Genomic DNA, 23,443 nt, shown 5'->3' with positions numbered 1-23,443 from the left:
CGGGCCGCGGCCACCACCCGCATACCGTGACTTCTTGAGCTGGGAAGGCGTGCCCTCGAATGGCCATCACGATCGAAGCCTGGTTCGACTACCGATGCCCGCTGAGTATGCTGACCCGCCGGTTGCTGACCCCGGTGGCCGCCTCGCACGGCGCCACGTTGCGCTGGCACCCGCACGAGAAGCAGGGTGGCCAGTCCTGGGACCCGGTGCCGTCGGCCCGGGTGTGGCGGCACGGGGTGCGACCGCTGGCCGAGCGCCTCGGGGTGACCGTCTCCGAGCGCCAGCCCGCGCCGGCCAGCGACTACCGACTCGCCTTCCACGGCTACCAGTTCGCCCTGGACCAGGGGCGCGCGGAGGCCTACGGCGACGAGGTGTTCGCGGCCCGCTTCGTGGCCGGGCTGGACCTCGGCGACCCGCAGGTGCTGACCGCGGCGGCGCAGCGCGCCGGGCTCGCCGGGCCGGAGTTCCGTGCGGCCGTGCGCTCCGAGCACTACGCCGACCGGCACCGCGCGGCACTGGTCGCGGGCTGCGGCCACGGCCCGGTCCGGTTGACGCCGACCACGGTGATCGGCGACCGCCGGATCGAGGGGGTGCCCGACCTGGCGCAGCTCGACCGGCTGCTCACCCGCGCGCAACTCACCGCCCCGGCCGCCCCGGTGGCCACGTCCGAGGCCGTCCTGCTGGGCTGAGCGGCGCCGCGCCGGCGGTGAGGCGTGCGGCCGCTCAGCGCGCCCGGCTGCCGCTGAGCGCCCGCCCTGCGGGCTGCCCGGCCGCCGCCTCCAACTGCCCGACCGCCGTGTCCAGCAGCGCCGCCAGCGCCTCCGCGATGCCCTCGGGCAGCCGCTCCAGCAGCCGGGCGTGCTCGGCCGCCGCCGTGTCGGTGACCAGCCCGGCCAGCCCGCGCCCCTCCTCGGTCAGCTGCACCCAGGAGCTGCGCCCGTCCTCGGCGTTGGCCTCGCGGTTGACGTATCCCGCCTGCGCGAGGCGGTTGATGATGTTGCTCGTCCCGCCCGAGGAGAGTCCGCAGCCGGCCGCCAGCGTGGTGGGCCGCAGCCGGTGTTCGTGTGCCCGGTAGAGCGCCAGCAGCACGTCCGCGTCGGCGTGGGTGAGGCCGGCCTCGACGGCGGCCGCCTGGGTGGCGGCGTTCACCAGCTGCGCCAGCCGGGCGGCCTGGCGGGCCAGCCGGTCCAGGGCCGCGGGGCCGCCGGCTCGTTCGGTGTCGGGCATCTCTCTCCTTCTGCTGCGGTGCGGCGCACCCCTCATCATGCCGTCGCCGGACGGCTGCGGGGAGTATTCCCCCGATCTTCCCATCAAAAAAGGTTTCGAAGAACCTTTCTGCTGAGGGTGCAAATCCTCATCTACCCCCACAACACCACCCGTATCAGGCGGTCGGCGGCCGGTTGCCGCCCCGGGATCGGCGAGCTAGCATCTTCTTCGAAAGCTTTATTGAAAGCTATCAGTCGAGCTGAAGGGTGACGGCATGTCCTCCCCGGAGAGTCTGCGCGAGCTGGACGGTCACGCCCAGGCGGACCTGGTCCGCCGCGGCGAGCTGACCGAGAGCGAGTTGCTGCGGTACGCCGTCGAACGCATCGAGCGGTACGACGGACGGCTCGGTGCGCTCGCGGTGACCGCCTTCGACCAGGCGCTCGCCGAGGCGGCCCGAGCCGAACGGGCCGCCGGGCAGCGCGCCAAGGAAGGCACCAAGGAGCGCACCGGCCCGCTGCACGGCGTGCCGTTCCTGCTCAAGGACCTCGGGCCCACCGTGGCCGGCCTGGAGGCCACCATGGGATCGCGGTTCCTGGCCGGCTTCACGCCGCGCCAGGGCAGCGAGCTGACCGACCGCTTCCGGTCCGCCGGGCTGCGGGTGCTCGGCAAGAGCAGGACCGCCGAGTTCGGGGTGCTGCCCACCACCGAACCGGTCGCCCAGGGCCCGACCCGCAACCCCTGGGACCCGACCCGCAGCGCGGGCGGCTCCAGCGGCGGCGCGGCGGCGGCCGTGGCGGCGGGCCTGGTGCCCGTCGCGCACGCCAACGACGCGGGCGGCTCGATCCGGATCCCGGCGTCCAACTGCGGAGTCTTCGGCCTCAAGCCCACCCGGGCGCGCACCCCGCTGGGGCCGGCCGTCGGCGACCTGATGAACGGCCTGGCCGCCGAGCACGTGGTCAGCCGCTCGGTGCGGGACAGCGCGGCGGTGCTCGACGCTATCGCCGGGCCCGCCCCCGGCGACCCGTACTGGGCGCCGCCGATCGCCGGACGGTTCGCCCAGGCGGTCCGCCAGGGGCCGGACCGTCCGCTGCGGATCGCCTACACCACCCGCCCCGGCACCGGCCCGCTCGACCCGGCCTGCGCCACCGCCGTGCTGGACGCGGCCAAGCTCTGCGCGGACCTGGGCCACCAGGTCGGCGAGGCCGCGCCGGAGGTCGCCTTCGCCGAACTGGTCGACCCGTTCCTGGTGTTGTGGGCCGCCGGGGTCTCCTCGGCGATCACCTCCTACGCCCAGCTCAGCGGCCGGATCCCGAGCGCGGACCGGTTCGAGGAGCTGACCTGGCAGCTCTACCAGCAGGGCCGCACCCTCAGCGCCTCCCAGTACCTGCTGGCGGTCGGCACCCTGCAACGCGCCGCCCGCTCGATCGCCGGCTTCTACCAGTCCTACGACGTCCTGCTGTCGCCGGTGACCGCCTGGCCGGCGCCGGAGCTCGGCACCTTCGCGATCGGGAGTCCCGATCAACAGCTCATGCGGGCCATCGAGTTCTGCCACGAGACCCCGCTGGCCAACCTGACCGGCCAGCCCGCCATGTCGGTCCCACTGCACTGGACCGAGGCCGGGCTGCCGATCGGGGTGCACGCCACCGGCCGCTTCGGCGACGAGGCCACCCTGTTCGCCCTGGCGGCCGAGCTCGAAACCGCCCAGCCCTGGGCCGACCGCCTGCCGGCGCTCGCCCACCTGCGATCGGAGAGCTAGCCTTGCTGAAAATCACCGTGGTGCCCCGGAACTCCGCTCACTGGCTGGAAGCCGGCGAGCTGGTCCGCACCACCTACGCCAACACCTACGGGGCGATCGTCAGCCCCGATCCCGACGCCTTCATCGTCGCCACCACCCAAGCCGCGGACGGCGTGCGCCGGATCGCCGGCTGCGCCGGGTGCAGTTACGCCTCGGGGACACCGTTCTTCTCGGAGCGCTATCTGGACGTCCCGGTCGAGACCGCCATCGCCGAGCGCCTGGGCGTCCCGGTGGACCGCTCCCGGGTGATCGAGATCGGCCCGCTGGCGGGGCACGGCGGGGCCGGCCGGGAGATGATCCGGCTCACCCCCATCATCGCCTGGTCGATCGGCATGGAGTACATCCTGTGCACCGTCACCGACTACCTGCGCACCGCGCTGCAGCGGGTCGGGATCACCTTCACCCCGCTGGGCGTGGCCGACCCCGAGCGGCTGCAGCCCGGTCAGCGCGACGCCTGGGGCAGCTACTACGCCGGCCGGCCGCAGACCGGCTTCATCGAACTGCGCGCCCTGGCACCGCTGTTCGCCGAGGCCACCGGACGCTACGCGTTCCTGGACCCGGAGGTCGGACTGCTCGCCGAGGCGAGCGCACCCAGGGAGGTGGTCGGCGGTGCGGGCCGTTGACCAGGCGCTGAGTGAATTCGGGGAGAGCGAGCGGCCGTTGGTGCGGGTGCTGGACGAGCACGGGGCGACCGTGGCCCGGCACAGCTACCGCGAGATCACCCGGGCGGCCCGCGCACTGGCCGACCGCCTCGCACTCGCACCGGGCCTGCGGGTCGGGGTGATCTGCGGCAACACCCCCGAATTCGTGGTCGCCGACCTGGCCTTGCTCGCGTTACGGGCCACCGAGATCCCGGTGCCGCTGGCCTTCAGCCGCGAGCAGGCCGCCGGGCTGCTCGAATCCGCGGACCTCTGCCTGGTGGACGCGCAGGGTGCGGCCCGGCTCGCCGAGTGGGGCCTGGGCGCGGTGCTGCCCTCGGGCTGCCGGGTGGTGCTGGCCACGCTCGACGGCGGGTCCACCCCGTGGTACCCGAACGAGCCGACCGCGCCGAACGGCCGGACGGAAGAGGAGCCGGACGAGGAGTGGATCTGCAAGATCATCCACACCTCCGGTACCACCTCGCGGCCCAAGGGCGTGCGGATCCGGGCCGCCGGCATCGGCGCGCTGATCGACTCGCTGCACACCGCGATGCCCGCCAGGGCGTTCAGCGCCTACCTCTCGCTCGTCCCGTTCAGCCTGCTGATCGAACAGGTCACCGGCCTCTACCTGGTGCTGCTGGACGGCGGCTGCGTCACCCTGCTGCCGCCCGCCTCCGCACTGGTCGGCACCAGCGCGGGCGCGGTGGAGAGCGCGCTGCCGCAGCTGGCCGCCGCCCGGCCCACCGCCGTGGTCGCCACCCCGGCGCTGGCCGCCGCGCTGGCGGACGCCGCCGGGCGCGCCCGGCGGGCCGGACTGCCGGTCAGTCGGACCCTGTTCGGCACCGAGCAGCCCCCGCTGATCTGCTGCGGCGGTGCGCCCGTGCACCCCGACACGCTGCACGAGCTGGACGGCCACGGGATCGCCGTCCACGAGGGCTACGGGCTCTCCGAGAACAGCTCGGTGGTCAGCTGGAACACCCCGGCGGCGCGCCGGATCGGCACGGTGGGCCGCCCGCTGGCGCACGTGCGGGTCCGGCTCGCCGAGGACGGCGAACTGCTGGTCGCCAGCAGCTCGCTGTTCGCCGGCTACACCAGGCCCGACCCCTCCAGCTGCGCCGTCGTCGACGGCTGGCTGCACACCGGCGACCTCGCCGCGATCGACGAGGACGGCTACCTGACCATCACCGGACGCAAGAAGAACATCATCATCACGGCCGCCGGGCGCAACATCGCCCCCGAATGGGTCGAGGCGCAGTTCGCCCGGCTCCCGTTCGTGCGCGCCGTCGGCGTAGTCGGCAACGACCTGCCCGCGCTGCACGGCCTGTTCGTCATCGACCCCGCCACCGACCCGGCCGAGGCCGCGGACGCGATCACCGCCTTCGGGGCCGAGCACCTGTCCGCGGTCGAACGCGTCGCGGAAGTCCACCTGCTCCGCGCCGACCAGGACGGCTACCGCCGCTACTTCACCGTCACCGGGCGACCGGTGCGGGCCGCGATCACCGCCGACCTCGCGCTGCTGGCGACCACCCGGCCCAGCACCCGGGGCACCACCACACCCGACACCGACAAGGGGACAGCCATGGCCACCACCCGACCGGACGTGCGGCCCTACGGGACCGGCACCGGCAAGCTCGTCCAGCCCGCCCCGGGCCGCACCACCCTGGCCGACCTCGACCCGCGGCAGACCATCGACCTGCTCGCCGAGTCCGGCTTCCTGGTGCTGCGCGGCTTCGACCCCTCGATCGAGGACTTCTCGCTCTTCGTCAAGCAGCACTCCGACCGGGTGACCCTGGACCCGGCCCGCTCCTTCCACGGCGGCGACGTCGCGCAGAAGGTCGACGCCGGCACCGACGAGCTCGGCCTGCACATCGAGAACGGCAACAGCCCCTTCATCCCCGACCTGACCTGGTTCCTCTGCGAGAAGGCCGCCGCCTCCGGCTCGCAGACCACTGTCTGCGACGGCTACCGGGTCTGGGACGCCGCCACCGAGGCCGACCGGGCCGCCTTCGCCCAGGACATCGTCTACGCCCGCCGGGTCGAGGAGGCCAAGTGGCGGCAGTTCGTGGTGCACCAGCTCGGCGGGGTCAAGACCGTCGAGGAGGTCACCTTCGCCGACTTCCAGCAGCTGGCCGCGGTCGGCGGCGAGGGCACCACGGTCACCGAACTGCCGGACGGCGCCGTGCACTACGCCTTCCGCACCCCCGCCGCCCGCCCCACCCTGTTCGGCGCCCGGCTCTCCTGGGCGAACAGCATCTTCGGCCCGTCCTTCAACTACGAGAAGCCGACCATCACCTTCGCCGACGGCAGCGAGCTGCCCGCCGGGCTGGTCGAGCGGCTCAAGGAGCTCACCGACGAGCTGACCGAGGAGCTGGACTGGCAGGACGGTGACGTCGTGCTGGTCGACAACACCCGGGTGATGCACGGCCGGCGCGCCATCACCGACCCGGCCCGCACCATCTACAACGCACAGAGCTACCTGCGCCGCGAGCTGCTGGCGACCGACGAGGCCTGACCGCTCGCCCCACCGCTCCGCGCTCCTGCCCGCCCGCCCCCTCGATCGTCCTCTTGCCCGGCCCGCCGCCCGCCCCACCGCGGGCGGCGGGCCCCGAACCCGGAACCGGGAGACCAGATGTCCGTCCTGCCCGCACGACCGGGCGCCCTCGGCCTCGACGACCCGACCGTGAGCTCCGTGCTCGCCCGGCTCTACGCCGACGCCCGCCAGGGCGACCAGCGCGCGATGGCGAACGCCTTCGCCGAGGCCGCCAAGCTCGCCGCCCCGCCCACCCCCGCCGAGACCAGCGCGCTGTGCGCCGACGCCTCGCTGCCCGTGCACCCGAGCACCGGCCAGTTCCTCTACACCCTGGCGCGGATGCTGCGCCCGCGCACCGTGGTCGAGTTCGGCACCTCCTTCGGCACCTCCGCGATCCAGCTGGCCGCCGCGCTGCGCGACAACGGCGCCGGCCACCTCACCGGCACCGAACTCGACGGGAGCAAGGTCGCCAAGGCCCGCGCCAACCTGGCCGAGGCGGGCCTGGCCGACTGGGTGACCGTGCTGGCGGGCGACGCCCGCGACACGCTGGCCACCGTGGCCGGACCGGTCGACCTGGTCCTGCTGGACGGCTGGAAGGAGCTCTACCTGCCGGTGCTCACCGTGCTGGAGCCGCTGCTGCGCCCCGGCACGGTGATCGTCTCCGACAACCTGCCGATGCTGCCGCAGGAGTTCCTGGCCTGGATCCGCGACCCGGCCCGCGGCTACGTCTCGGTCGAACTGCCGCTCGGCGACGGCGTCGAGCTCACCACCTGGACGGGGGACGCGGGATGAGCGGGCAGCACGCACAGCTGTGCATCGTCGGCGCCGGGCCGCGCGGGCTCTCCGTGCTGGAGCGGCTCTGCGCTCAGCTCTCCTCCGGCGAGGGCGGGGCCGACGTCACCGTGCACATCGTGGACCCCCACCCGCCGGGCGCCGGCGCGGTCTGGCGCACCGACCAGAGCCCGCACCTGCTGATGAACACCGTGGCCTCGCAGGTGACCGTCTTCACCGACGACTCGGTGGAGCTGGCCGGCCCGGTGCTGCCCGGACCGAGCCTCTACGAGTGGGCCCGGTTCCTGACCCTGATGGGGCCGGTGGACGAGTCCTTCGCCAGCAGCACCGAGGAGGTGCTGGCCGAGGCCAAGCGGCTGGGCCCCGACGACTACCCGACCCGCGCGCTCTACGGGCGCTACCTGCGCTGGGCCTTCGACCGGGTCTGCGGCACCGCCCCGGCCGGGGTCACCGTGCAGGTGCACGCCTCGCGCGCGGTGGCGCTGGACGACACGGGGGAGACCCAGCGGCTGCGGCTGGCCGACGGCACCGTGCTGTCGGACCTGTCCGCCGTGGTGCTGGCCCTCGGCCACACCGCCGCCCGCCCGGGGGAGACCGAGCGGCGGCTGACCGCCTTCGCCGACACCCACGGCCTGGCGTACCTGACCCCCGCCAACCCTGCCGACCTGGACCTGTCCTTCATCGTGCCCGGCGAGACGGTGCTGCTGCGCGGCCTCGGGCTCAACTTCTTCGACCACCTGACGCTGCTCACCCAGGGCCGCGGCGGCCGCTTCGAGCACCGGGACGGCCGGCTGGTCTACCTGCCCTCGGGCCGCGAGCCGAGGCTGGTGGCCGGCTCCCGGCGCGGCGTGCCCTACCACTCGCGCGGCGCCAACGAGAAGGGACCGCACGGGCGTTACTACCCGCGGCTGCTCACCGTCGAGCACGTCACCGCCTTGCGCAAGCGCGCGGCGGCGGGCGATCCGGTGGACTTCCGCGCCGAGATCTGGCCGCTGGTGGCCCGGGAGGTGGAGAGCGTCTACTACGAGGCGCTGCTGCGCCGGGCGGGCCGCGCCGCCGAGGCCGGGCCGCTGGCCGAGCGCTACCTGACGGCCGGGACCGCGGCCGAGCAGCAGGCGGTGCTGGACGCCTTCGCGGTGCCCGCCGCCGAGCGCTGGGACTGGCAGCTGATCGCCCGCCCGTACCAGGGACGGGAGTTCGCCTCCGCCGCCGAGTACCGCAGCTGGCTGCTCGACTACCTCGGCCGTGACCTGGCGAACGCCGCCCAGGGCAACGTCAGCGGTCCGGTCAAGGCCGCCCTGGACGTGCTGCGCGACCTGCGCAACGAGATCCGGCTGGCGGTCGACCACGCGGGCCTGCACGGCGCCTCGCACCGCGGCGACCTGGACCGCTGGTACACCCCGCTCAACGCCTTCCTCTCGATCGGCCCGCCCGCCTCGCGGATCGCCGAGATGATCGCGCTGATCGAGGCCGGGGTGCTGGAGGTGCTCGGCCCGGACCTGGCCGTCGAAGCAGACGGTGCGTCAGGAACCTTCCTGGCCAGTGCACTCGGCGCCGGTGGTGGGACGGTCGCGGCCCGGGTGCTGATCGAGGCCCGGCTGCCCGAGCCGGACCTGCGCCGCACCGCCGACCCGCTGCTCGCCCAGCTGCTCGCCACCGGCCAGATCGCCCCCTACCGGATCCCCGGGCTGGACGGCGTCCCCGGCCACCAGACCGGCGGGGTCGCGGTCACCCCGCGCCCGTACCACGTCCTCGACGCGCGCGGGCGGGCGCATCCGCGCCGCTTCGCCTACGGGGTGCCGACCGAGTCGGTGCACTGGGCGACCGCCGCCGGGATCCGGCCGGGCGTCAACTCCGTGACGCTGGGCGACTCCGACGCGATCGCGAGCGCGCTGGCCTCGCTGGTCCGGGCCTCGGTCGCCGCACCGCTCGCCGAGGCGCGGGCGTGACCAGCACGCGGACCTGACCGGGGAGCCGACATGAAGCCCGGCCGACTCGCCCGGCCACCACCACGGTTCACTCCCTCATCCCTTCGACCTCGCCCAGCACGGAGACCCCATGAGTTCCTCGCCCACCCTGCACACCCCGCTGACCGCCGGAGCGCTGGCGCTGGCCAACCGCGTCGTCATGGCACCCATGACCCGCAACCGGGCCGACGCGGCGGGTGTCCCGACCGCCCTGATGGCGCGGTACTACGCCCAACGCGCCTCGGCCGGCCTGATCATCACCGAAGGCGCCCGGATCAGCCCCACCGGCCACGGCCCGGTGGGTCAGCCCGGTCTGCACACCGCCGCGCAGATCGCCGGCTGGGCCGCGGTCACCGAGGCAGTCCACCAGGCCGGCGGACGGATCGTGGTGCAGCTCGCGCACCACGGGCGGATCGCCCACCCCAGCCTGCTGCCGCACGGCGTCCAGCCGTTGGGGCCCTCGGCGGTGACGGCGGCCAGCGACGCGCGGATCACCCCGGACACCCTGGTGCCGACCGTCGAGCCGGGCGCGATGTCCCGGGTGGACATCTCCGAGACCCTGGACGACTACGCGGCAGCCGCCGAGGCGGCGCTGCGGGCCGGCTTCGACGGCGTCGAGCTGCAGGGCGCCAACGGCTACCTGATCCACCAGTTCCTCTCCGACAACGCCAACCAGCGCACCGACGCCTACGGCGGCTCCGCCGAGAACCGGATCAGGTTCGCGGTGGAGGCCGTGCGGGCGGTGGCCGGCGTCGTCGGCGCCGGGCGCACGGCGCTGCGGCTGTCGCCCGGGTCCGGCTACAACGACATCCTGGAGCTGGACCCGGCCGACAGCTACGGCCTGCTGGCCGAGCGGCTCGGCGCCGGGCAGGGCGGGGAGCCGTACGCCTACCTCCACGTGATCGAGGGCCCCGACCCCAAGCTCACCCGCCTGCTGCGCGAGCGCTGGAGCGGCGCACTGATCGTCAACCCGTTCACCGGCGACGACCCCACCGACCCGGCCACCGCGCTCGCCCGGCTCGACGCGGGCGAGGCGGACGCGGTGAGCTTCGCCCGCCTGTTCGCCGCCAACCCCGACCTGGCGGAGCGGATCCGGTGGGGCGTGGCGCCGGCCGCCCCGGACCCGGACACCTTCCACGACGGTGGCGCCACCGGCTACACCGACCTCGCCCGGCACGACCTCGTACAGAAGGGCCCCACCCACCATGAGTGAGCAGACCGACCAGTATGCGGCGATCGGCGAGCGGTACTCCGACTTCAAGGACACCGCCCCCCTGGCCGGCCCCGAGCAGCACAACGTGCTCAAGCACCTCGGCGAGCTGCACGGCGCCCGGGTGCTGGACCTCGCCTGCGGGCACGGCCACTACACCCGGCTGATCAAGGCGGCGGGCGCGGCCGAGGTGCTCGGCGTCGACCTCTCGCCGGTCATGGTCGACCTGGCCCGCGACCTGGAGCGGGAACGGCCGCTCGGCATCTCCTACCAGGCGGCCGACGCCGTCGAGCTGCCCCGGCTGGGCAGCTTCGACCTGGTCAGCGCGGTGTGGCTGCTCAACTACGCCACCACCGAGGAGGAGCTGACCCGGATGCTGGCCGGCATCCACCGCAACCTGGCCCCCGGCGGACGGTTCGTCGCCGTCGCCGTGTGGCCGGAGTTCGACCCGGCCGGCCCGCGCTGGGACGAGTACGGCCTGCGGGTGGTCGGCGAGCAGCGGGACGGCGAGCGCGGCGTCCTGGTCACCGACCTGATCGGCACCGAGACCTCCACCATCACCACCTCGCGCTGGACCCGGGCGGCCTTCGCCCGCTGCCTGGCCGCCGCCGGGTTCGAGTCCTTCGACTGGCACCGGCCCGAGGTGCCCGCCGAGGCCGTGGCCCGCTTCGGCGACGCCTTCTGGGACAACTACCGGGCCAACCCGGTGCCGGGCCTGCTGGTCGGCACCCGGGCGGCGAGCCCGGACTCCGCCGCCCTGCTGGCCGCGGCCGGCCGGCTGGCCGAGGACCTGGCCGGCGGCAGCTGGGCGCCCAACGAGCTGGAGCGCACCCTGGCCCGACGCCTGGTCACCGCCTCGGCCGGCACCGGCCTGCTGACGGTGGCCGCCCTGCGCGCCGTCTTCTGGGAGGGCTCCGAGGCCTTCCCGCGGGAGAACGGCGGCCGGCTGGCGGGCCTGCTCGCCGCGGTCCTGCCGGTCGTCGAGGCCGACGGGCTCGACCCGGCGGTGGCGGCGGTGCTCGACCTGCTGCGGCAGCTGGAGCACTGAACCAGCCGGAGCGCTGAACCAGCTGGAGCGCTGAGGCAATTTCGGTGGGCAACTGCGCGTTCCATGCAGTTGCCCACCCCCGTTGGAGGGAACCGGAGATGACCGCCCTGCCCGTTCACGCGCTGCCGCCCGCCGCACCCGTCGGCGCGGTCCAGCTGCTCCCGATCGCCGCGCTGCGCCCGGCCGACTCGCCGCGTGCCGTCGCCGAGGACGCCGGGCACCTGCGCGCGCTGAGCACCACCGAGGGCGCGCTGCCGCCGATCACGGTGCACCGGCCCTCGATGCGGATCATCGACGGCACCCACCGGGTCCGCGCGGCCCACCTGCGGGGCCGCAGCCACATCGAGGCGCGGTTCTTCGACGGCACCGCGGACGACGCCTTCGTGCTGGCCGTGGAGTCCAACGTCAGCCACGGGCTGGCCCTCACGCTCGCCGAGCGCTCCGCCGCCGCCGAGCGGATCCTCGCCTCCCACCCGCACTGGTCGGACCGCGCCATCGCCTCGTCCACCGGCCTGTCCGCGCACACCGTCGCGAGCCTGCGCCGCACCGCGCCCGAGGCGCAGCCCGCGGCCCGGATCGGCCGTGACGGCAAGGTCCGCCCGCTGAACACCGCCCAGAGCCGCCGCGAGGCGGGCCGGCTGCTGACCGGCTCGCCGACCGTCTCGCTGCGCGAGGTCGCCCGCCGCACCGGCCTGGCCCCCGCCACCGTCCGCGACGTCCGCGACCGCCTGCAGCGCGGCGAGGACCCGGTCCCGCCCCAACAGGCCGGCACCGCGGCGCCGCAACCCGCTCCGGCGCCGCCCGCACCGCCGCCCGCCCCGCCGGCCGAGGAACTCGCCGCGCTGCACCGCAACCTCTGCCGCGACCCGGCCCTGCGCCACACCGAGCGGGGCCGCCAGCTGCTGCGCCTGCTCGGTGTCGCCCTGCTGCCCGGCGCCGACTGGTCCGCCCTGGCCGCCACCGTCCCGGCGCACCGCACCCGGGCGGTGGCGGAGCTGGCCCGCGCGTGCGCGCGCGGCTGGGAGTCCTTCGCGCAGGCGGAGTCCGCGGCGGCTAGCGCGGCGGGTGGGCGTCCGGGGTGGTGAAGGTGTAGCCGTCGTCGAGCAGCTGCGGCAGGTAGCGGCTCAGCGCCTCCACCGTCTGCGAGCGGTCGCCGCCGCTGCCGGGCTCGGGGTCGTCGTCGCCGCCGTCGGTGCCGTCGTGGTCGAGCACGATGGCCCCGGTGGCGGCGCCGTCGAGGACCCGCTGGACGATGGTGTCGGTGCCGGGGTTGGCCCAGTCCTCCGGATCCACCGACCAGGAGATCGGGCGCAGGCCGAGGTCGCCGCAGATCGCCAGCGTGTCGTCGGTGAACACGCCGTAGGGGGCGCGGAACAGCACCGGCGCCTTCCCGATGACGTGCGCGACGGCGTCCTGGGTGCTCTGGATCTCGTCGCGGATCTCGTCCTCGGAGAGGTCCTCGAGGTAGGGGTGGGACCAGGTGTGGTTGCCCACCGTGTGGCCCTCAGCGACGATCCGGCGCAGTACGTCCGGGTACAGCCCGAGGTTGTCGCCGCAGACGAAGAACGTCGCCTTGACGTCGTAGTCGGACAGCAGGTCCAGCACCTGCGGCGTGTACTGCGGGCTCGGGCCGTCGTCGAAGGTCAGGGCCATCACCATGGGTCCGGCATCGACCTCGGTCTCCGGCTCCAGGGCCGAGCGCGCCTGCGCGGCGGCGGGGCGGGCCACGGCCCCGAGGCCGAGCAGCGCGGTGGCGCCCGTGGCGAGGAAGTGACGGCGGGTCAGCGGACGGGGGGTCAGTCGCATCCGACCATTCTGTGCGGCCCCGGTCCGCCTCGGTGATCAGCCGCGCCGAGGTTGCTGCAGGCGTGGCGGCTCAGTACGTCACTGCGCGCAGCTGGGGTCCGTAGGGCGCCGCGTCCAGCCAGCGGCCGGCCCGGGGCCACCAGGGGGCTGCCGCCGCGGCGGCCCACTGGGCGGCGCGCCGGCGGGGGCGGGCGGCGAGGAGGTGGTCGAGGGCGCCGGCCGCGGCGTGGATGTTCTGCTGGGCGGCGGCGCGGCGGGCCAGGGCGTAGGCGGGGACGGTGGCGGTGTGGACGGCCCGGGCGGCGGCGACGGCGTCGGCGATGCCGGAGTTCATGCCGCGTGCGCCGAACGGCGGCAGCAGGTGGGCGGCCTCGCCCGCGAGCAGGATCCGCTGGTGGCGGTCGGTGAAGGCGCTCGCCAGGCGCTGCTGGAAGCGGTAGACGGAGGACCAGGTGACCTCGTGCGCGGGCAGCTGGGGCAGCACGCCGGGCAGCCAGTCGGGCGCCTCGTCGATCAGCCGGCCGCCGTCCTCGCCGGGGCGGCACTGGACGTCCACCCGCCAGCCGCCGCGGAACGGGACCAGCAGCACGTTGCGCCCGCCGACGGCCGGGTGGCGGTAGTGGAAGATCCGCTCCGGCTCGGCGAGCCCCGCCGCGTCGGCGACGTCGATGACCACGAACCCGGTGGCCGAGGTGCTGCCGCGCAGCGCGAGCCCGGCCTCGGCGCGGACGGTGGAGCGCGGCCCGTCGGCCGCGATGACGTGGGAGGCCTCGTGCGCCACGCCGCCGGCCGTGCGCAGCCGCACGCCGCCCTTCTCGGACGCCACCCGGGCGACCGGGTCGCCCCAGTGCTGGGCGATGCCCGCGCGGTCGCAGGCGGCCCGCAGCAGGTCCTCCACCACGGTCTGCGGCAGGCTGGTGAACGGCGGTGCGGCGGACGAGGGGCGGTAGCTGCGGGCGTGCACCTCGCGCCCGGCCCACAGGGTCCGCTTGGTGCGCCAGACCAGCCCGCGCGCGGCGATCTGCTCCCCGAGCCCCGGGCTGATCCGCTCCAGCAGCTCCAGGGTGGCCCGGTGCACGAAGATGGCCCGGCTGCCGGGGCGGGCGGCGGCGGCCGCGCGGGGCTGCGCCTCCAGCAGGACGGCCGGCAGGCCGAGCGCGTGGGCGGCGAGGGCCGCGCTCAGGCCGACCGGCCCGGCCCCGACCACGGCGAGGGGTCCGGGGGCGGCGACGGCGCTCATGCGGCCCACCGCGAGGTGTCGGCGGGCGTGGTGTCGGCAGGCGTGGTGTCGTCGGGTGTGCTGTCGGCGGGCGTCGCCGGGACCACCGCCGGGTTGAACAACTCCAGGACGTACAGCGGGGCTTCCTGCCCGATCCGCAGCAGGTAGCGCCGCCGCACCGCCGTCGTGCCGTCCGGCCAGCGGCTCAGCGAGACGCCCAGCGGGGTGCGGTGCTCGGTGATGCCGTGGGCGGCCAGCGCCCGGCCCAGCGGTTCGGTGAGCCCGGTGACGATCTCGGTGAGCTCCTGCTGCTCGGGGAGCCGTCCGAGCACCAGGTTGCGCGAGACGACCAGCCCTTCGGGGGTCCGCAGTTCGGTGCGCCGGACCAGATGGGCCTCCTGGGCGGGCGGGTCCGGCACGACCAGCCGCTGGTCGATCAGCCGCAGCCGCAGCCGGGTGCCCAGCCGCTCCTCCAACTGCGCGGTGGTGGAGGCCGTCCGGCCCAGCAGGCGGCGGGTGAACGGGTCGGCGAAGGCGTGCGCCGGTATCCCGGTCGCGGTGGTGGTGGAGGGCATGGCGGGGTCTCTCCGATCGGCGGACAGGTCGGCGCACAGGACGGCGGACAGGACGGGCCGCCACCGCGCCGGAGGCGGACAGTGGCGGCCCTCGTGATGGTGGGCGCAGCAGCGGTGCTGACGGATCGTCAGGCACCGGGGGTGTAGCCGCCCGGCACCAGGCGCGGGGTGATCGCGGCCCGGTTGTAGCTGTTGATCACGATGATCACCCAGATCAGCTGGGCCAGTTGCTCCTCGCCGAAGACCTTGGCGGCCTTGTCGTAGACCGCGTCCGGCACGTGGCCGTCGTGGATCAGGGTGATCGCCTCGGTCAGCTCCAGCGCGGCGCGCTCGCGCTCGGTGTAGAACGGGGTCTCGCTCCAGGCGCTGACCGAGTAGACGCGCTGCTCGGTCTCGCCGGCGTGGCGGGCGTCCTTGGCGTGCATGTCCAGGCAGTAGGCGCAGCCGTTGATCTGCGAGGCGCGGATCCGCACCAGTTCGAGCAGCGGCTTCTCCAGGCCGGCCTGCTCGGCGGCCTCGGCGGCGGTGCCGGCCAGGCGGTTCATCGCCGCGTAGGTGCGGGAGGAGAGTTGACGGAGATTCAGGCGCTCGGTGGCGCCGGGGGAGGTGGTCATGCCGCCGATGCTAGGCACGGCCCGGCGGCCCGGCCCAGCCGGCTTCGTGGGCAGTTGAACGGTGCCGCCCGGTAGGCGGTCGATCGCCCGGAACCTGCTTGACAGCCAAGGTGTCTCGCGGAAAAGATAAATTCACCGACAGGCCGGAGCGGTCCGAGGGAGCGATCCCCAGGGCCGGTCTCCGCTGCCGCGGCGCGGCCCGGCCGTACCCCGGTCCCGTCGCCGGCACCCCCTGCCCGCTCTTCGGGCCCGCCGAGTGCCGCACCCGACCGGCGCCGTGCCACCTGGCGTCTGCAGGGCACGGAAACGCCTGAGCGCCACGGAACGCCTGAACGCCACGGAAACGCCTGAACGCCCCGGAATGCCGTCGTCCCGCCGCCCGCCGGGCCACCGGGACCGATTGACGAAACGGTTGGACGTACATGACTGAGCTGGCAAGCGTCGAGCATCCGAAGACCGACCGGCAGCACCCCGCCGCCACCACCGACGAGCACCTGCGCTCCATCCTGGCCTGGCACTTCAGCCCGGCCACCGGCTCGCCGTTCTGGCTGCGCAAGGCGGCGGGCCTCGGCTTCGACCCGCTCACCGACATCACCACCGTCGCCGACCTGCGCCGGTTCCCCGACGTCAGCGAGGAGTTGCGCCACGTCCCGGTGGAGGACCTGATCCCCGAGGGCCTGGTGGACCGCACCTTCGAGGTCTTCGAGTCCGGCGGCACCACCGGCGCGCCCAAGCGCGTGGTGGACGCCACCGCCCGTACCCGCAACGTGGACTGGACGAGCGAGGTGCTCGCGGCCCACGGCTTCCCCGAGCGCGGCCACTGGCTGCACGTCGGCCCCACCGGCCCGCACGTGGTGGGCCGCACCGTGCGGCGGCTGGCCGAGCTGCGCGGGGCGATGACCTTCACGCTGGACTTCGACCCGCGCTGGGTCAAGCACCTGATCGGCTCGGGGCGCACCGAACTGGCCGCCGAGTACCGGGAGTACCTGCTGGACCAGGTCGAACTCGTGGTCGCCTCGCAGAACATCAAGGTGCTCTTCATCACCCCGCCGGTGCTGGAGGCCCTCTGCGCCCGCCCGGCGCTCTACGACAAGCTGGCCGGCTCGCTGGAGGGCATCCTCTGGGCGGGCACCAGCATCAGCCCGGAGTCGCTGCACCAGATCGAGGAGACCTTCTTCCCGAACGCCAAGGTGGCGGCCATCTACGGCAACACCCTGATGGGCATCGCCCCGCAGCGCCCGCGCCAGGACGGCGACCCGTACCCGTGCGTCTTCCGCCCCTACGTTCCGCAGTCGATCGTCGAGCTGGTCGACCCGCAGAGCGGCGGCGAGGTGGCCTACGGCGAGCGCGGCCGGGTGCTGGTGCACCAGTTGAGCCAGGACCTGTTCCTGCCCAACGTGCTGGAGCGCGACACCGCGATCCGGGTCCGCCCGGCGGCCGGTGACGACGTGGACGGTCTGGCCGACATCGCCCCGCTGAAGACCGAGAACGCCCCCGCCGCGATCGAAGGGGTCTACTGATGACCACGCCTTCCCCCTCGGCCTCCCCGCCGACTCCCGCCACCGCCTCCCCTCCCGTCGTCAACCCCGTGATCGCCGGCCGCGAGGTGGCGAGCCGGGACCGCACCGAGCTGACCGCGGTCGACGGTTCGCCGCTCGCCTCGGTCGGGCTCGCCCCGCGCCTGCTCGCCCAGGCGGCCCTGAACCGGATCAGGGCGGCGGCCGACACCGCGCCGCCGAGCCCGGAACTGTTCGCCGCCGCCGGTGAGTTGTTCGCCACCGCGGAGCTGGACGGCGAGTCGCCGGCCGAGTACCGGCGCCGGGTGGCGCTGGCCACCGGCACCCCGGGCCCGGCGATCACCCGCGCGATCGACACCATCCGCGGCTCGCTCGGCATGGTCGAGCGGCTGACCCGCGCCGAGCTGCCGGAGCCCGTCGTGCGGCCCGGCTACCGCACGCACTGGGTGCCGCGCGGTGCGGTGCTGGCCGCGGTGGTGCCCAACAACCACCCCGAGCCGAACGTGAGCTGGGTGCGCGCGCTGGCCATGGGCGCCCGGGTGCTGGTCCGTCCGGGCAGCCGGGACCCGTTCACCCCGCGCCGGCTGACCGCCGCGCTGCTGACGGCGGGCCTGGACCCGCAGACCCTCGCCTTCCTGCCCGGCGGCCACGAGGTCGGCGAACACCTGCTGGAGCAGGCCGACCTGGGCCTGGTCTACGGCGGCCCGGCCGCCGCCGCCCGGTTCGCCACCCGCAACGACGTGCTGGTACGCGGCCCGGGCCGCAGCAAGGTGCTGGTCCCGGCGGGCGCCGAGCTGGACCACGGGCTGCTCGCCGACCTGGTGGAGTGGATCGCCGACGACGGCGGGGTGCGCTGCAACAACATCTCGCTCGTCCTGACCAGCGGCGAGGCCGCCCCGCTGGCCGAGGCGCTGGCCGAACGGCTCGCCGCACTGGCGGTGCTGCCGGTGCTGGACGAGCGGGCCGCGCTGCCCGCCGTCGGCGCGGCCGACGCCAAGGCGCTGGCCGACTACCTGACGGAGGTGATCACCGCCCATGGCGCCCGTGACCACAGCACCCACCGCTACGGCGGCTCCCCGCTCGCCGAGGCGGGCGACGGCAGCACCGTGCTGCGCCCACTGGTCCTCTCGGTGGACGGCCCCGCAGCCGCCCCGGCCGGCACCGAACTCGGCTTCCCCTTCGTCGTGGTGGCGCCATGGCGTGCGGTGGACGGGGTGCGACCGCTGCGCGAGTCCCTGGTGGTGAGCCTGCAGGGCGAGCACGCGGCACTCGCCGAAGCCGTGCTGCGCGAACCCTCGGTGCGCAAGGTGGTGACCGGCCGCGCCAAGCCCTGGGCCGGCCCGCCGGAGACCCCGCACGACGGCAGTCTCGCCCAGTTCCTGCTCGAACCCAAGGGCCTGCTCGCGGCAGTTGCCCCCGCCGCCGACCCGGATACCGCCGAGGTGACCCAGTGAGCACCCCGCAGCTGACCATCGCCCAGCCGGTCGTCAGCCCGCCGCAGACCACCGACTGGCGCAACCTGCCCGCCGACCAGCAGCCGTCCTGGCCGGACCCCTCGGCCGCCGCCCAGGTCCAGGACCAGCTCGCCCTGCAGCCCGCGCTGACCGCCCCGGCCGATGTGCGCCGGCTCGGCTCCGCGCTGGCCCACGTCGCCGCCGGTCGCTCCTTCCTGCTCCAGGCGGGCGACTGCGCCGAGCCGATCGGCGCCCCGGGCCTGGCGGCCGTCCGCGGCAAGCACCGGATCATCGGCGAGATGGGCGAACTGCTCAGCGGGCACGCCGGACTGCCCACCCTCACGGTCGGCCGGATCGCGGGCCAGTACGCCAAGCCCCGCTCCAAGCCGCAGGAGAGCTACCCCGGCGGCGTCCTGCCGGTCTACCGGGGCGACCTGGTGAACGGCTTCGCCGCCGACCCCGAGGCCCGGACCGCCGACCCGCGCCGGATGCTGACGGCCTATCACACCGCCCGCGCGGTGCTGAACGAGCTGCACCTGATCGCCCACGAGACGGCCTCCGCCCTGCTGCCGCGCACCTGGCACGAGCCGGCCGGCACGCTCAGCACCCTGGCGGTGCCCACCACCACCTGGGACGGCACGCTGCGTTCGGTGCTCAAGGGCTACGGCCAGACCGTCGAGCTGGACGGCAGCTGGCGCCGCACCGGTCTGTGGACCAGCCACGAGGCGCTGGTGCTGGACTACGAGCAGGCGATGGTGCGGCGCGACTCGCGCACCGGCGAGCACTACCTGCTCTCCACCCACCTGCCCTGGATCGGCGAGCGGACCCGTCGACTGGACGGCGCCCACCTGGCCTTCCTCGCCCAGGTCGCCAACCCGGTGGCCTGCAAGATCGGTCCCGGCACCACGCCGGAGGACCTGCTGGAGCTGTGCCGCCGGCTCGACCCGCACCGCCGTCCCGGCCGGCTGACCCTGATCACCCGGTTCGGCGCCGGACAGGTCCGCGACCGGCTGCCCGCGCTGGTGCGCGCGGTGGCCGACGCGGGGCACGGGGTGGTGTGGTCCTGCGACCCGATGCACGGCAACACCGTCACCGCCGCCGGCGGGCTCAAGACCCGGCTGATGAGCGACATCCTGGCCGAGATCACCGGCTTCTTCGAGGTGCTCTTCCGGGCCGGCCGGTGGCCGGGCGGGGTGCACCTGGAGATCGCCGGCGACCAGGTGACCGAGTGCCTCGGGCATGGCGGCCCCAGCACCGAGGAAGGGCTGCGACGCGCCTACCGCACGCTCTGCGACCCCCGGCTGAACAACAACCAGGCCATGGTTGCGGCCCGCACCATCGCCGAGCTGCTCGCCCGGGGCTGACCCCGGCGCCCTCGGTCCACCCCGCTCCCCTGGCCACCCCCACCCGTGACCCGTCAGAAAGCCGCGTGATGCGCACTCTGCTGATCGACAACCACGACTCCTACACCTACAACCTCTTCCAGCTGATCGCCGAGGTCAACGGCGTCGAACCGACCGTGGTCACCAACGACGACCCGCGGGCCGCCGAGCTCGACCTGGCCGGCTTCGACAACGTGGTGATCTCGCCCGGACCCGGACACCCGGCCCGGCCGCGCGACTTCGGCATCTCCGCCCGGATCGTGCGGGAGGCCGCGATCCCGGTGCTCGGCGTCTGCCTGGGCCACCAGGGCATCGGCCACGGCGAGGGCGCCGAGGTGGTGCCCGCGCCCGAGCCGCGGCACGGCTTCCTCAGCGCCGTGCGGCACGACGGCCGCGAGCTGTTCGCCGGCCTGCCGCAGGACTTCACCGTGGTCCGGTACCACTCGCTGAGCGTGGCCGAGCCGCTGCCGCCCACCCTGGAGGCCACCGCCTGGTCCGAGGACGGCGTGATCATGGCCCTGCGGCACACCGACCGGCCGCTCTGGGGCGTGCAGTTCCACCCCGAGTCGATCTGCACCGAGTACGGCCGCCAGCTCTTCGCCAACTTCCGCGAGCTGACCCTGGCCCACCAGGGCCGCAGCCCGCAGCAGGACCGCGGCCCGGCTCCGGCCGCCCCGGCGCCGCTGCCCGCCGCGCGGGCCGGGGCCGCCCCGGCCCAGCTCTACCCGTCCGAGCCGGCCGCGGGCCTGCGGGTGCACGTGCGCACCATCGAGACGGCCGTGGACACCGAGGCCGCCTTCACCCACCTCTACGCGGACTCCTCCGCGCCCGCCTTCTGGCTGGACAGCGCCCACGTGGAGCCGGGGCGCTCCCGGTTCTCCTTCCTGGGCGACGCCACCGGGCCGCTGGCCGAGACGGTGCGCTACCGCACCGGCGACGGCTCGGTGGAGGTGCGCCGCACCGGACAGCTGCCCCGGCACTTCCCCGGCACGGTCTTCGACTACCTGCAGACCCAGCTGCGCCGCCGCCGCACCGACGTGCCCGACCTGCCGTTCGACTTCACCGGCGGCTACGTCGGCTACTTCGGCTACGAGCTCAAGGGCGACCTCGGCGCGGACAACAAGCACGTCTCGCCCACCCCGGACGCGATGTGGCTCTTCGCCGACCGGGTGATCGTGGTCGACCACCAGGAGGACAGCACCTACCTGCTGGCGCTCAGCGACGCCGACCCCGGGACCGAGTCGGGCGCGCTCGGCTGGCTGGACCGCACCGCCGCGCGGCTGCTCTCGCTGCCGGCCACCGAGCCCGCCGCGCGGGCGGCGGCCGACTTCGAGCAGACCGAGGGCTGGCTGACCCACGACCGGGAGCAGTACCGGGCCCGGATCGCCGAGATCCAGCAGCAGCTGCGGGCCGGCGAGAGCTACGAGGTCTGCCTGACCACCTCCGCCTGGCTGCCGGCCGTGGAGGACGGCTACTCCTTCTACCGCTCGCTGCGCCGCTCCAACCCGGCGCCCTACGCGGCCTATCTGCGCCTGGACGAGCTGGAGATCGCCAGCTCCTCGCCCGAGCGGTTCCTGACCATCGACCGCTCCGGCGTGGTGGAGACCAAGCCGATCAAGGGGACGGTGCCGCGCGACGCCGACCCCGCGCGGGACGAGGAGCTGCGCGCCTCGCTGGCCGCCAGCCCCAAGACCCGGGCCGAGAACCTGATGATCGTGGACCTGCTCCGCAACGACCTGGGCCGGGTCTGCGAGGTGGGCAGCGTCCACGTGCCGCGCCTGATGGCCACCGAGAGCTACACCACCGTCCACCAGCTGGTCTCCACCATCCGCGGCCGGCTGCGCCCGGGCAGCGACGCGATCGACGTGGTGCGGGCCTGCTTCCCCGGCGGCTCGATGACCGGGGCGCCCAAGCTGCGCACCATGGAGATCATCGACGAGCTGGAGAACGAGGCCCGCGGGGTCTACTCCGGGTCGATCGGCCTGCTCTCCACCAACGGCACCGCGGACCTGAACATCGTGATCCGCACCGCCGTCAAGGTCGGCGACCAGTGGCGGGTGGGGGCCGGCGGCGCGATCATCCTGGACTCCGACGCGGACGAGGAGTTCGACGAGATGGTGCTCAAGGCGTCCGCCCCGCTGCGTGCCTACCGGGTCGCCGACCCGCTGGCCGCCTGAGCCGCCGCCGAGGGACAGGAGCCCACGCGATGAACCTGGCCGCTTTCCTGGCGGACGCCGCCACCGAGGGCGGGTGGCAGGACCGCCCCGCCTTCCACGAAGGGGAGCGCACCATCACCCACGGTGCGCTCCACCCGCTGGCCGCCCGCGCGGCCGGCGTGCTCGCCGGGCACGGCGTCGGCGTCGGCAGCCGGGTGCTGATCGCGCTGCCGGACTCGATCGCCTGGGTGGTGGCGTTCCTCGCCACCGCCCGGCTCGGGGCCACCGCCGTGCTGGCCAACCCGCACCTGACCGCCGAGCGGCACCGGTTCCTGATCGACGACAGCGCCGCCCACCTGGTGATCGCCGACGACGAGTTGGCCGAGCGCTTCGCCGGCCTGCCGCGGCTGACCGGCCGGCGCCTGCTCGACCTGGCAGCCGGGCAGGCGCCGGCCCCGGCGCCCGAACTGGCCGACGGACACGAGCTCTACCTGCAGTACACCTCGGGAACAACCGGGCGCCCCAAGGGTGTTGTGCACCGACACGGGGACCTGCCGCGCTACTGGAGCGGGGCCGGTGCCCAGGTGCTCGGCTTCGGCCCGCAGGACGTCGGCTTCTCGGTCTCCAAGCTGTACTTCGCCTACGGTCTGGGCAACTCCCTCGCCTTCCCGCTCTGTTCGGGCGGCTCGGCGGTGCTGGAGCCCGGGCTGCCGCGGCCGGCGCGGATCGCCGAGCTGGCCGCCCGGCACCGGGTGAGCTACCTGTTCGCCGTCCCCTCCGCTTTCGCCAACCTGCTCGCCGAGACCGACCCCGCCGCCTTCGCCGGCGTGCGGGCGGCGGTCTCGGCGGGGGAGCGGCTGACCGCGGACCTGGCGGCCAAGGTGGCCGACTTCCTCGGTGCCCCGCTCTACGACCAGCTCGGCTCCACCGAGGCGGGCCACGCCATCGCCACCAACGGCGCCGCCTTCCACGCGCCCGGCACCGTCGGGCGTCCGGCCCCCGGCTTCGAGGCGCAGATCCGCGACCGCGAGGGACGGGTGCTGCCCGACGGCACCGAGGGCGAACTGTGGGTGCGCGGCACGACCGTGACGACCGGCTACCTCGGCCTGCCCGAGGAGAACGCCCGCACCCTGGTCGACGGCTGGCTCGCCACCAAGGACCGGGCGCTGCGCAACCCGGACGGCAGCCTGGTCCACCTCGGCCGGGTCGACGACCTGGAGATGGTCGGGGGCATCACCCTCGCCCCGGCCGAGATCGAGCAGGTGCTGGCCCGTCACCCGGCGGTGCGCGACGTCGCGGTGGCCGGCGTCAGCAACGAACGCGGCGCCACCAAGCTGCGCGCCTTCGTGGTCCCCGAGCCCGGCACCGTGCACGCGCTGGACGCCGCGGCCCTGGAACGCGAGCTGATCGCGCTGGCCCGCACCGAGCTGGAGCCCTACAAGGTCCCGCGCCAGGTGGCGGTGGTCGAGCGGCTGCCGCGCACCGCCTCCGGCAAGCTCCAGCGGTTCCTGGTCCGCCAGGGCCGCTGGTGACA

19 protein-coding genes are annotated in these 23,443 nt (G+C 74.8%); 14 read left to right on the top strand and 5 right to left on the bottom strand.

Annotated features, from left to right (window positions below; translation table 11 throughout):
* Nucleotides 1-59 precede the first annotated feature (59 nt).
* Nucleotides 60-689: a DsbA family oxidoreductase gene (locus OG294_RS10390; RefSeq protein ID WP_327066180.1), complete on the top strand. Its 630-nt coding sequence runs from the start codon at nt 60-62 to the stop codon at nt 687-689.
* A 34-nt stretch (nt 690-723) separates the two neighbouring features.
* Here OG294_RS10390 and OG294_RS10385 read toward each other — a convergent pair whose 3' ends face one another.
* Nucleotides 724-1,227, bottom strand: a complete 504-nt coding sequence (locus OG294_RS10385) for a MarR family winged helix-turn-helix transcriptional regulator (RefSeq protein ID WP_327066179.1) — start codon at nt 1,225-1,227, stop codon at nt 724-726.
* A gap of 253 nt (nt 1,228-1,480) precedes the next feature.
* Here OG294_RS10385 and OG294_RS10380 point away from each other — a divergent pair, with 253 nt between their 5' ends.
* From OG294_RS10380 to OG294_RS10345, 8 genes are all read left to right on the top strand, one after another.
* Nucleotides 1,481-2,962, top strand: a complete 1,482-nt coding sequence (locus OG294_RS10380; RefSeq protein ID WP_327066178.1) for an amidase — start codon at nt 1,481-1,483, stop codon at nt 2,960-2,962.
* Nucleotides 2,963-2,964: 2 nt separating this feature from the next.
* Nucleotides 2,965-3,624 (top strand): thermostable hemolysin, encoded by a 660-nt coding sequence (locus tag OG294_RS10375; RefSeq protein WP_327066177.1) that lies wholly within the window; start codon nt 2,965-2,967, stop codon nt 3,622-3,624.
* Entirely contained in the window at nt 3,611-6,151 is a 2,541-nt protein-coding gene (locus OG294_RS10370; RefSeq protein WP_327066176.1) for an AMP-binding protein, read from the top strand. The genes OG294_RS10375 and OG294_RS10370 overlap by 14 nt, the downstream gene beginning before the upstream one ends.
* Before the next feature lie 117 nt (nt 6,152-6,268).
* The gene (locus tag OG294_RS10365) at nt 6,269-6,961 is read left to right on the top strand and encodes an O-methyltransferase (protein ID WP_327066175.1); all 693 of its coding nucleotides are present in this window, start codon (nt 6,269-6,271) and stop codon (nt 6,959-6,961) included.
* Nucleotides 6,958-8,910, top strand: a complete 1,953-nt coding sequence (locus tag OG294_RS10360) for an FAD/NAD(P)-binding protein (RefSeq protein ID WP_327066174.1) — start codon at nt 6,958-6,960, stop codon at nt 8,908-8,910. Before OG294_RS10365 ends, OG294_RS10360 begins: the two co-directional genes overlap by 4 nt.
* A 109-nt stretch (nt 8,911-9,019) precedes the next feature.
* A complete protein-coding gene (locus OG294_RS10355; RefSeq protein ID WP_327066173.1) occupies nt 9,020-10,141 on the top strand; it encodes an alkene reductase in 1,122 nt (373 codons plus the stop codon).
* Entirely contained in the window at nt 10,134-11,186 is a 1,053-nt protein-coding gene (locus OG294_RS10350) for a class I SAM-dependent methyltransferase (protein WP_327066172.1), read from the top strand. The genes OG294_RS10355 and OG294_RS10350 overlap by 8 nt, the downstream gene beginning before the upstream one ends.
* A gap of 98 nt (nt 11,187-11,284) precedes the next feature.
* On the top strand, nt 11,285-12,271 hold the full coding sequence (locus tag OG294_RS10345; RefSeq protein WP_327066171.1) for a ParB/RepB/Spo0J family partition protein: 987 nt from the start codon (nt 11,285-11,287) through the stop codon (nt 12,269-12,271).
* On the opposite strand, the gene OG294_RS10340 is transcribed toward OG294_RS10345, so the two are convergent.
* The 4 genes from OG294_RS10340 to OG294_RS10325 form a co-directional block, all read right to left on the bottom strand.
* Nucleotides 12,240-12,992, bottom strand: coding sequence for a polysaccharide deacetylase family protein (locus tag OG294_RS10340; protein WP_327066170.1), 753 nt, complete (start codon nt 12,990-12,992; stop codon nt 12,240-12,242). The genes OG294_RS10345 and OG294_RS10340 overlap by 32 nt on opposite strands.
* Nucleotides 12,993-13,062: 70 nt before the next feature.
* On the bottom strand, nt 13,063-14,232 hold the full coding sequence (locus OG294_RS10335) for an FAD-dependent monooxygenase (protein ID WP_327066169.1): 1,170 nt from the start codon (nt 14,230-14,232) through the stop codon (nt 13,063-13,065).
* On the bottom strand, nt 14,229-14,786 hold the full coding sequence (locus tag OG294_RS10330) for a hypothetical protein (RefSeq protein ID WP_327066168.1): 558 nt from the start codon (nt 14,784-14,786) through the stop codon (nt 14,229-14,231). The genes OG294_RS10335 and OG294_RS10330 overlap by 4 nt, the downstream gene beginning before the upstream one ends.
* Before the next feature lie 128 nt (nt 14,787-14,914).
* Nucleotides 14,915-15,400, bottom strand: a complete 486-nt coding sequence (locus OG294_RS10325) for a carboxymuconolactone decarboxylase family protein (RefSeq protein WP_327066167.1) — start codon at nt 15,398-15,400, stop codon at nt 14,915-14,917.
* 422 nt (nt 15,401-15,822) lie between these two features.
* Between OG294_RS10325 and OG294_RS10320 the strand changes: the two genes are divergently transcribed.
* The 5 genes from OG294_RS10320 to OG294_RS10300 all read left to right on the top strand — a co-directional run bounded on the left by OG294_RS10320 (nt 15,823) and on the right by OG294_RS10300 (nt 23,441).
* Nucleotides 15,823-16,920, top strand: coding sequence for an AMP-binding protein (locus OG294_RS10320; protein WP_327066166.1), 1,098 nt, complete (start codon nt 15,823-15,825; stop codon nt 16,918-16,920).
* Nucleotides 16,920-18,371, top strand: a complete 1,452-nt coding sequence (locus OG294_RS10315; protein ID WP_327066165.1) for an aldehyde dehydrogenase family protein — start codon at nt 16,920-16,922, stop codon at nt 18,369-18,371. Before OG294_RS10320 ends, OG294_RS10315 begins: the two co-directional genes overlap by 1 nt.
* On the top strand, nt 18,368-19,735 hold the full coding sequence (locus OG294_RS10310; RefSeq protein ID WP_327066164.1) for a 3-deoxy-7-phosphoheptulonate synthase class II: 1,368 nt from the start codon (nt 18,368-18,370) through the stop codon (nt 19,733-19,735). Before OG294_RS10315 ends, OG294_RS10310 begins: the two co-directional genes overlap by 4 nt.
* Before the next feature lie 68 nt (nt 19,736-19,803).
* Nucleotides 19,804-21,930, top strand: a complete 2,127-nt coding sequence (gene pabB / locus OG294_RS10305) for an aminodeoxychorismate synthase component I (RefSeq protein WP_327066163.1) — start codon at nt 19,804-19,806, stop codon at nt 21,928-21,930.
* 29 nt (nt 21,931-21,959) lie between these two features.
* Complete coding sequence (locus OG294_RS10300) at nt 21,960-23,441, top strand: AMP-binding protein (RefSeq protein ID WP_327066162.1); 1,482 nt, start codon at nt 21,960-21,962, stop codon at nt 23,439-23,441.
* Nucleotides 23,442-23,443 lie beyond the last annotated feature (2 nt).

This window comes from Kitasatospora sp. NBC_01302 (genome assembly GCF_035976515.1).
In the GTDB taxonomy this organism is placed as follows: Bacteria; Actinomycetota; Actinomycetes; order Streptomycetales; family Streptomycetaceae; genus Kitasatospora.
Note: the sequence above shows the minus strand (reverse complement) of the source record. Positions and strands in the feature narration are given on the sequence as shown.

What these genes read in the sequence shown, in the direction of transcription:
- OG294_RS10365 (WP_327066175.1), top strand. Translation starts at nt 6,269, where the DNA reads ATGTCCGTCCTGCCCGCACGACCGGGCGCCCTCGGCCTCGACGACCCG.
- OG294_RS10345 (WP_327066171.1), top strand. Translation starts at nt 11,285, where the DNA reads ATGACCGCCCTGCCCGTTCACGCGCTGCCGCCCGCCGCACCCGTCGGC.
- OG294_RS10325 (WP_327066167.1), bottom strand. Translation starts at nt 15,400, where the DNA reads ATGACCACCTCCCCCGGCGCCACCGAGCGCCTGAATCTCCGTCAACTC.
- OG294_RS10390 (WP_327066180.1), top strand. Translation starts at nt 60, where the DNA reads ATGGCCATCACGATCGAAGCCTGGTTCGACTACCGATGCCCGCTGAGT.
- OG294_RS10385 (WP_327066179.1), bottom strand. Translation starts at nt 1,227, where the DNA reads ATGCCCGACACCGAACGAGCCGGCGGCCCCGCGGCCCTGGACCGGCTG.
- OG294_RS10350 (WP_327066172.1), top strand. Translation starts at nt 10,134, where the DNA reads ATGAGTGAGCAGACCGACCAGTATGCGGCGATCGGCGAGCGGTACTCC.
- OG294_RS10340 (WP_327066170.1), bottom strand. Translation starts at nt 12,992, where the DNA reads ATGCGACTGACCCCCCGTCCGCTGACCCGCCGTCACTTCCTCGCCACG.
- OG294_RS10300 (WP_327066162.1), top strand. Translation starts at nt 21,960, where the DNA reads ATGAACCTGGCCGCTTTCCTGGCGGACGCCGCCACCGAGGGCGGGTGG.
- OG294_RS10335 (WP_327066169.1), bottom strand. Translation starts at nt 14,232, where the DNA reads ATGAGCGCCGTCGCCGCCCCCGGACCCCTCGCCGTGGTCGGGGCCGGG.
- OG294_RS10380 (WP_327066178.1), top strand. Translation starts at nt 1,481, where the DNA reads ATGTCCTCCCCGGAGAGTCTGCGCGAGCTGGACGGTCACGCCCAGGCG.
- OG294_RS10330 (WP_327066168.1), bottom strand. Translation starts at nt 14,786, where the DNA reads ATGCCCTCCACCACCACCGCGACCGGGATACCGGCGCACGCCTTCGCC.
- pabB (WP_327066163.1), top strand. Translation starts at nt 19,804, where the DNA reads ATGCGCACTCTGCTGATCGACAACCACGACTCCTACACCTACAACCTC.
- OG294_RS10355 (WP_327066173.1), top strand. Translation starts at nt 9,020, where the DNA reads ATGAGTTCCTCGCCCACCCTGCACACCCCGCTGACCGCCGGAGCGCTG.
- OG294_RS10315 (WP_327066165.1), top strand. Translation starts at nt 16,920, where the DNA reads ATGACCACGCCTTCCCCCTCGGCCTCCCCGCCGACTCCCGCCACCGCC.
- OG294_RS10320 (WP_327066166.1), top strand. Translation starts at nt 15,823, where the DNA reads ATGACTGAGCTGGCAAGCGTCGAGCATCCGAAGACCGACCGGCAGCAC.
- OG294_RS10360 (WP_327066174.1), top strand. Translation starts at nt 6,958, where the DNA reads ATGAGCGGGCAGCACGCACAGCTGTGCATCGTCGGCGCCGGGCCGCGC.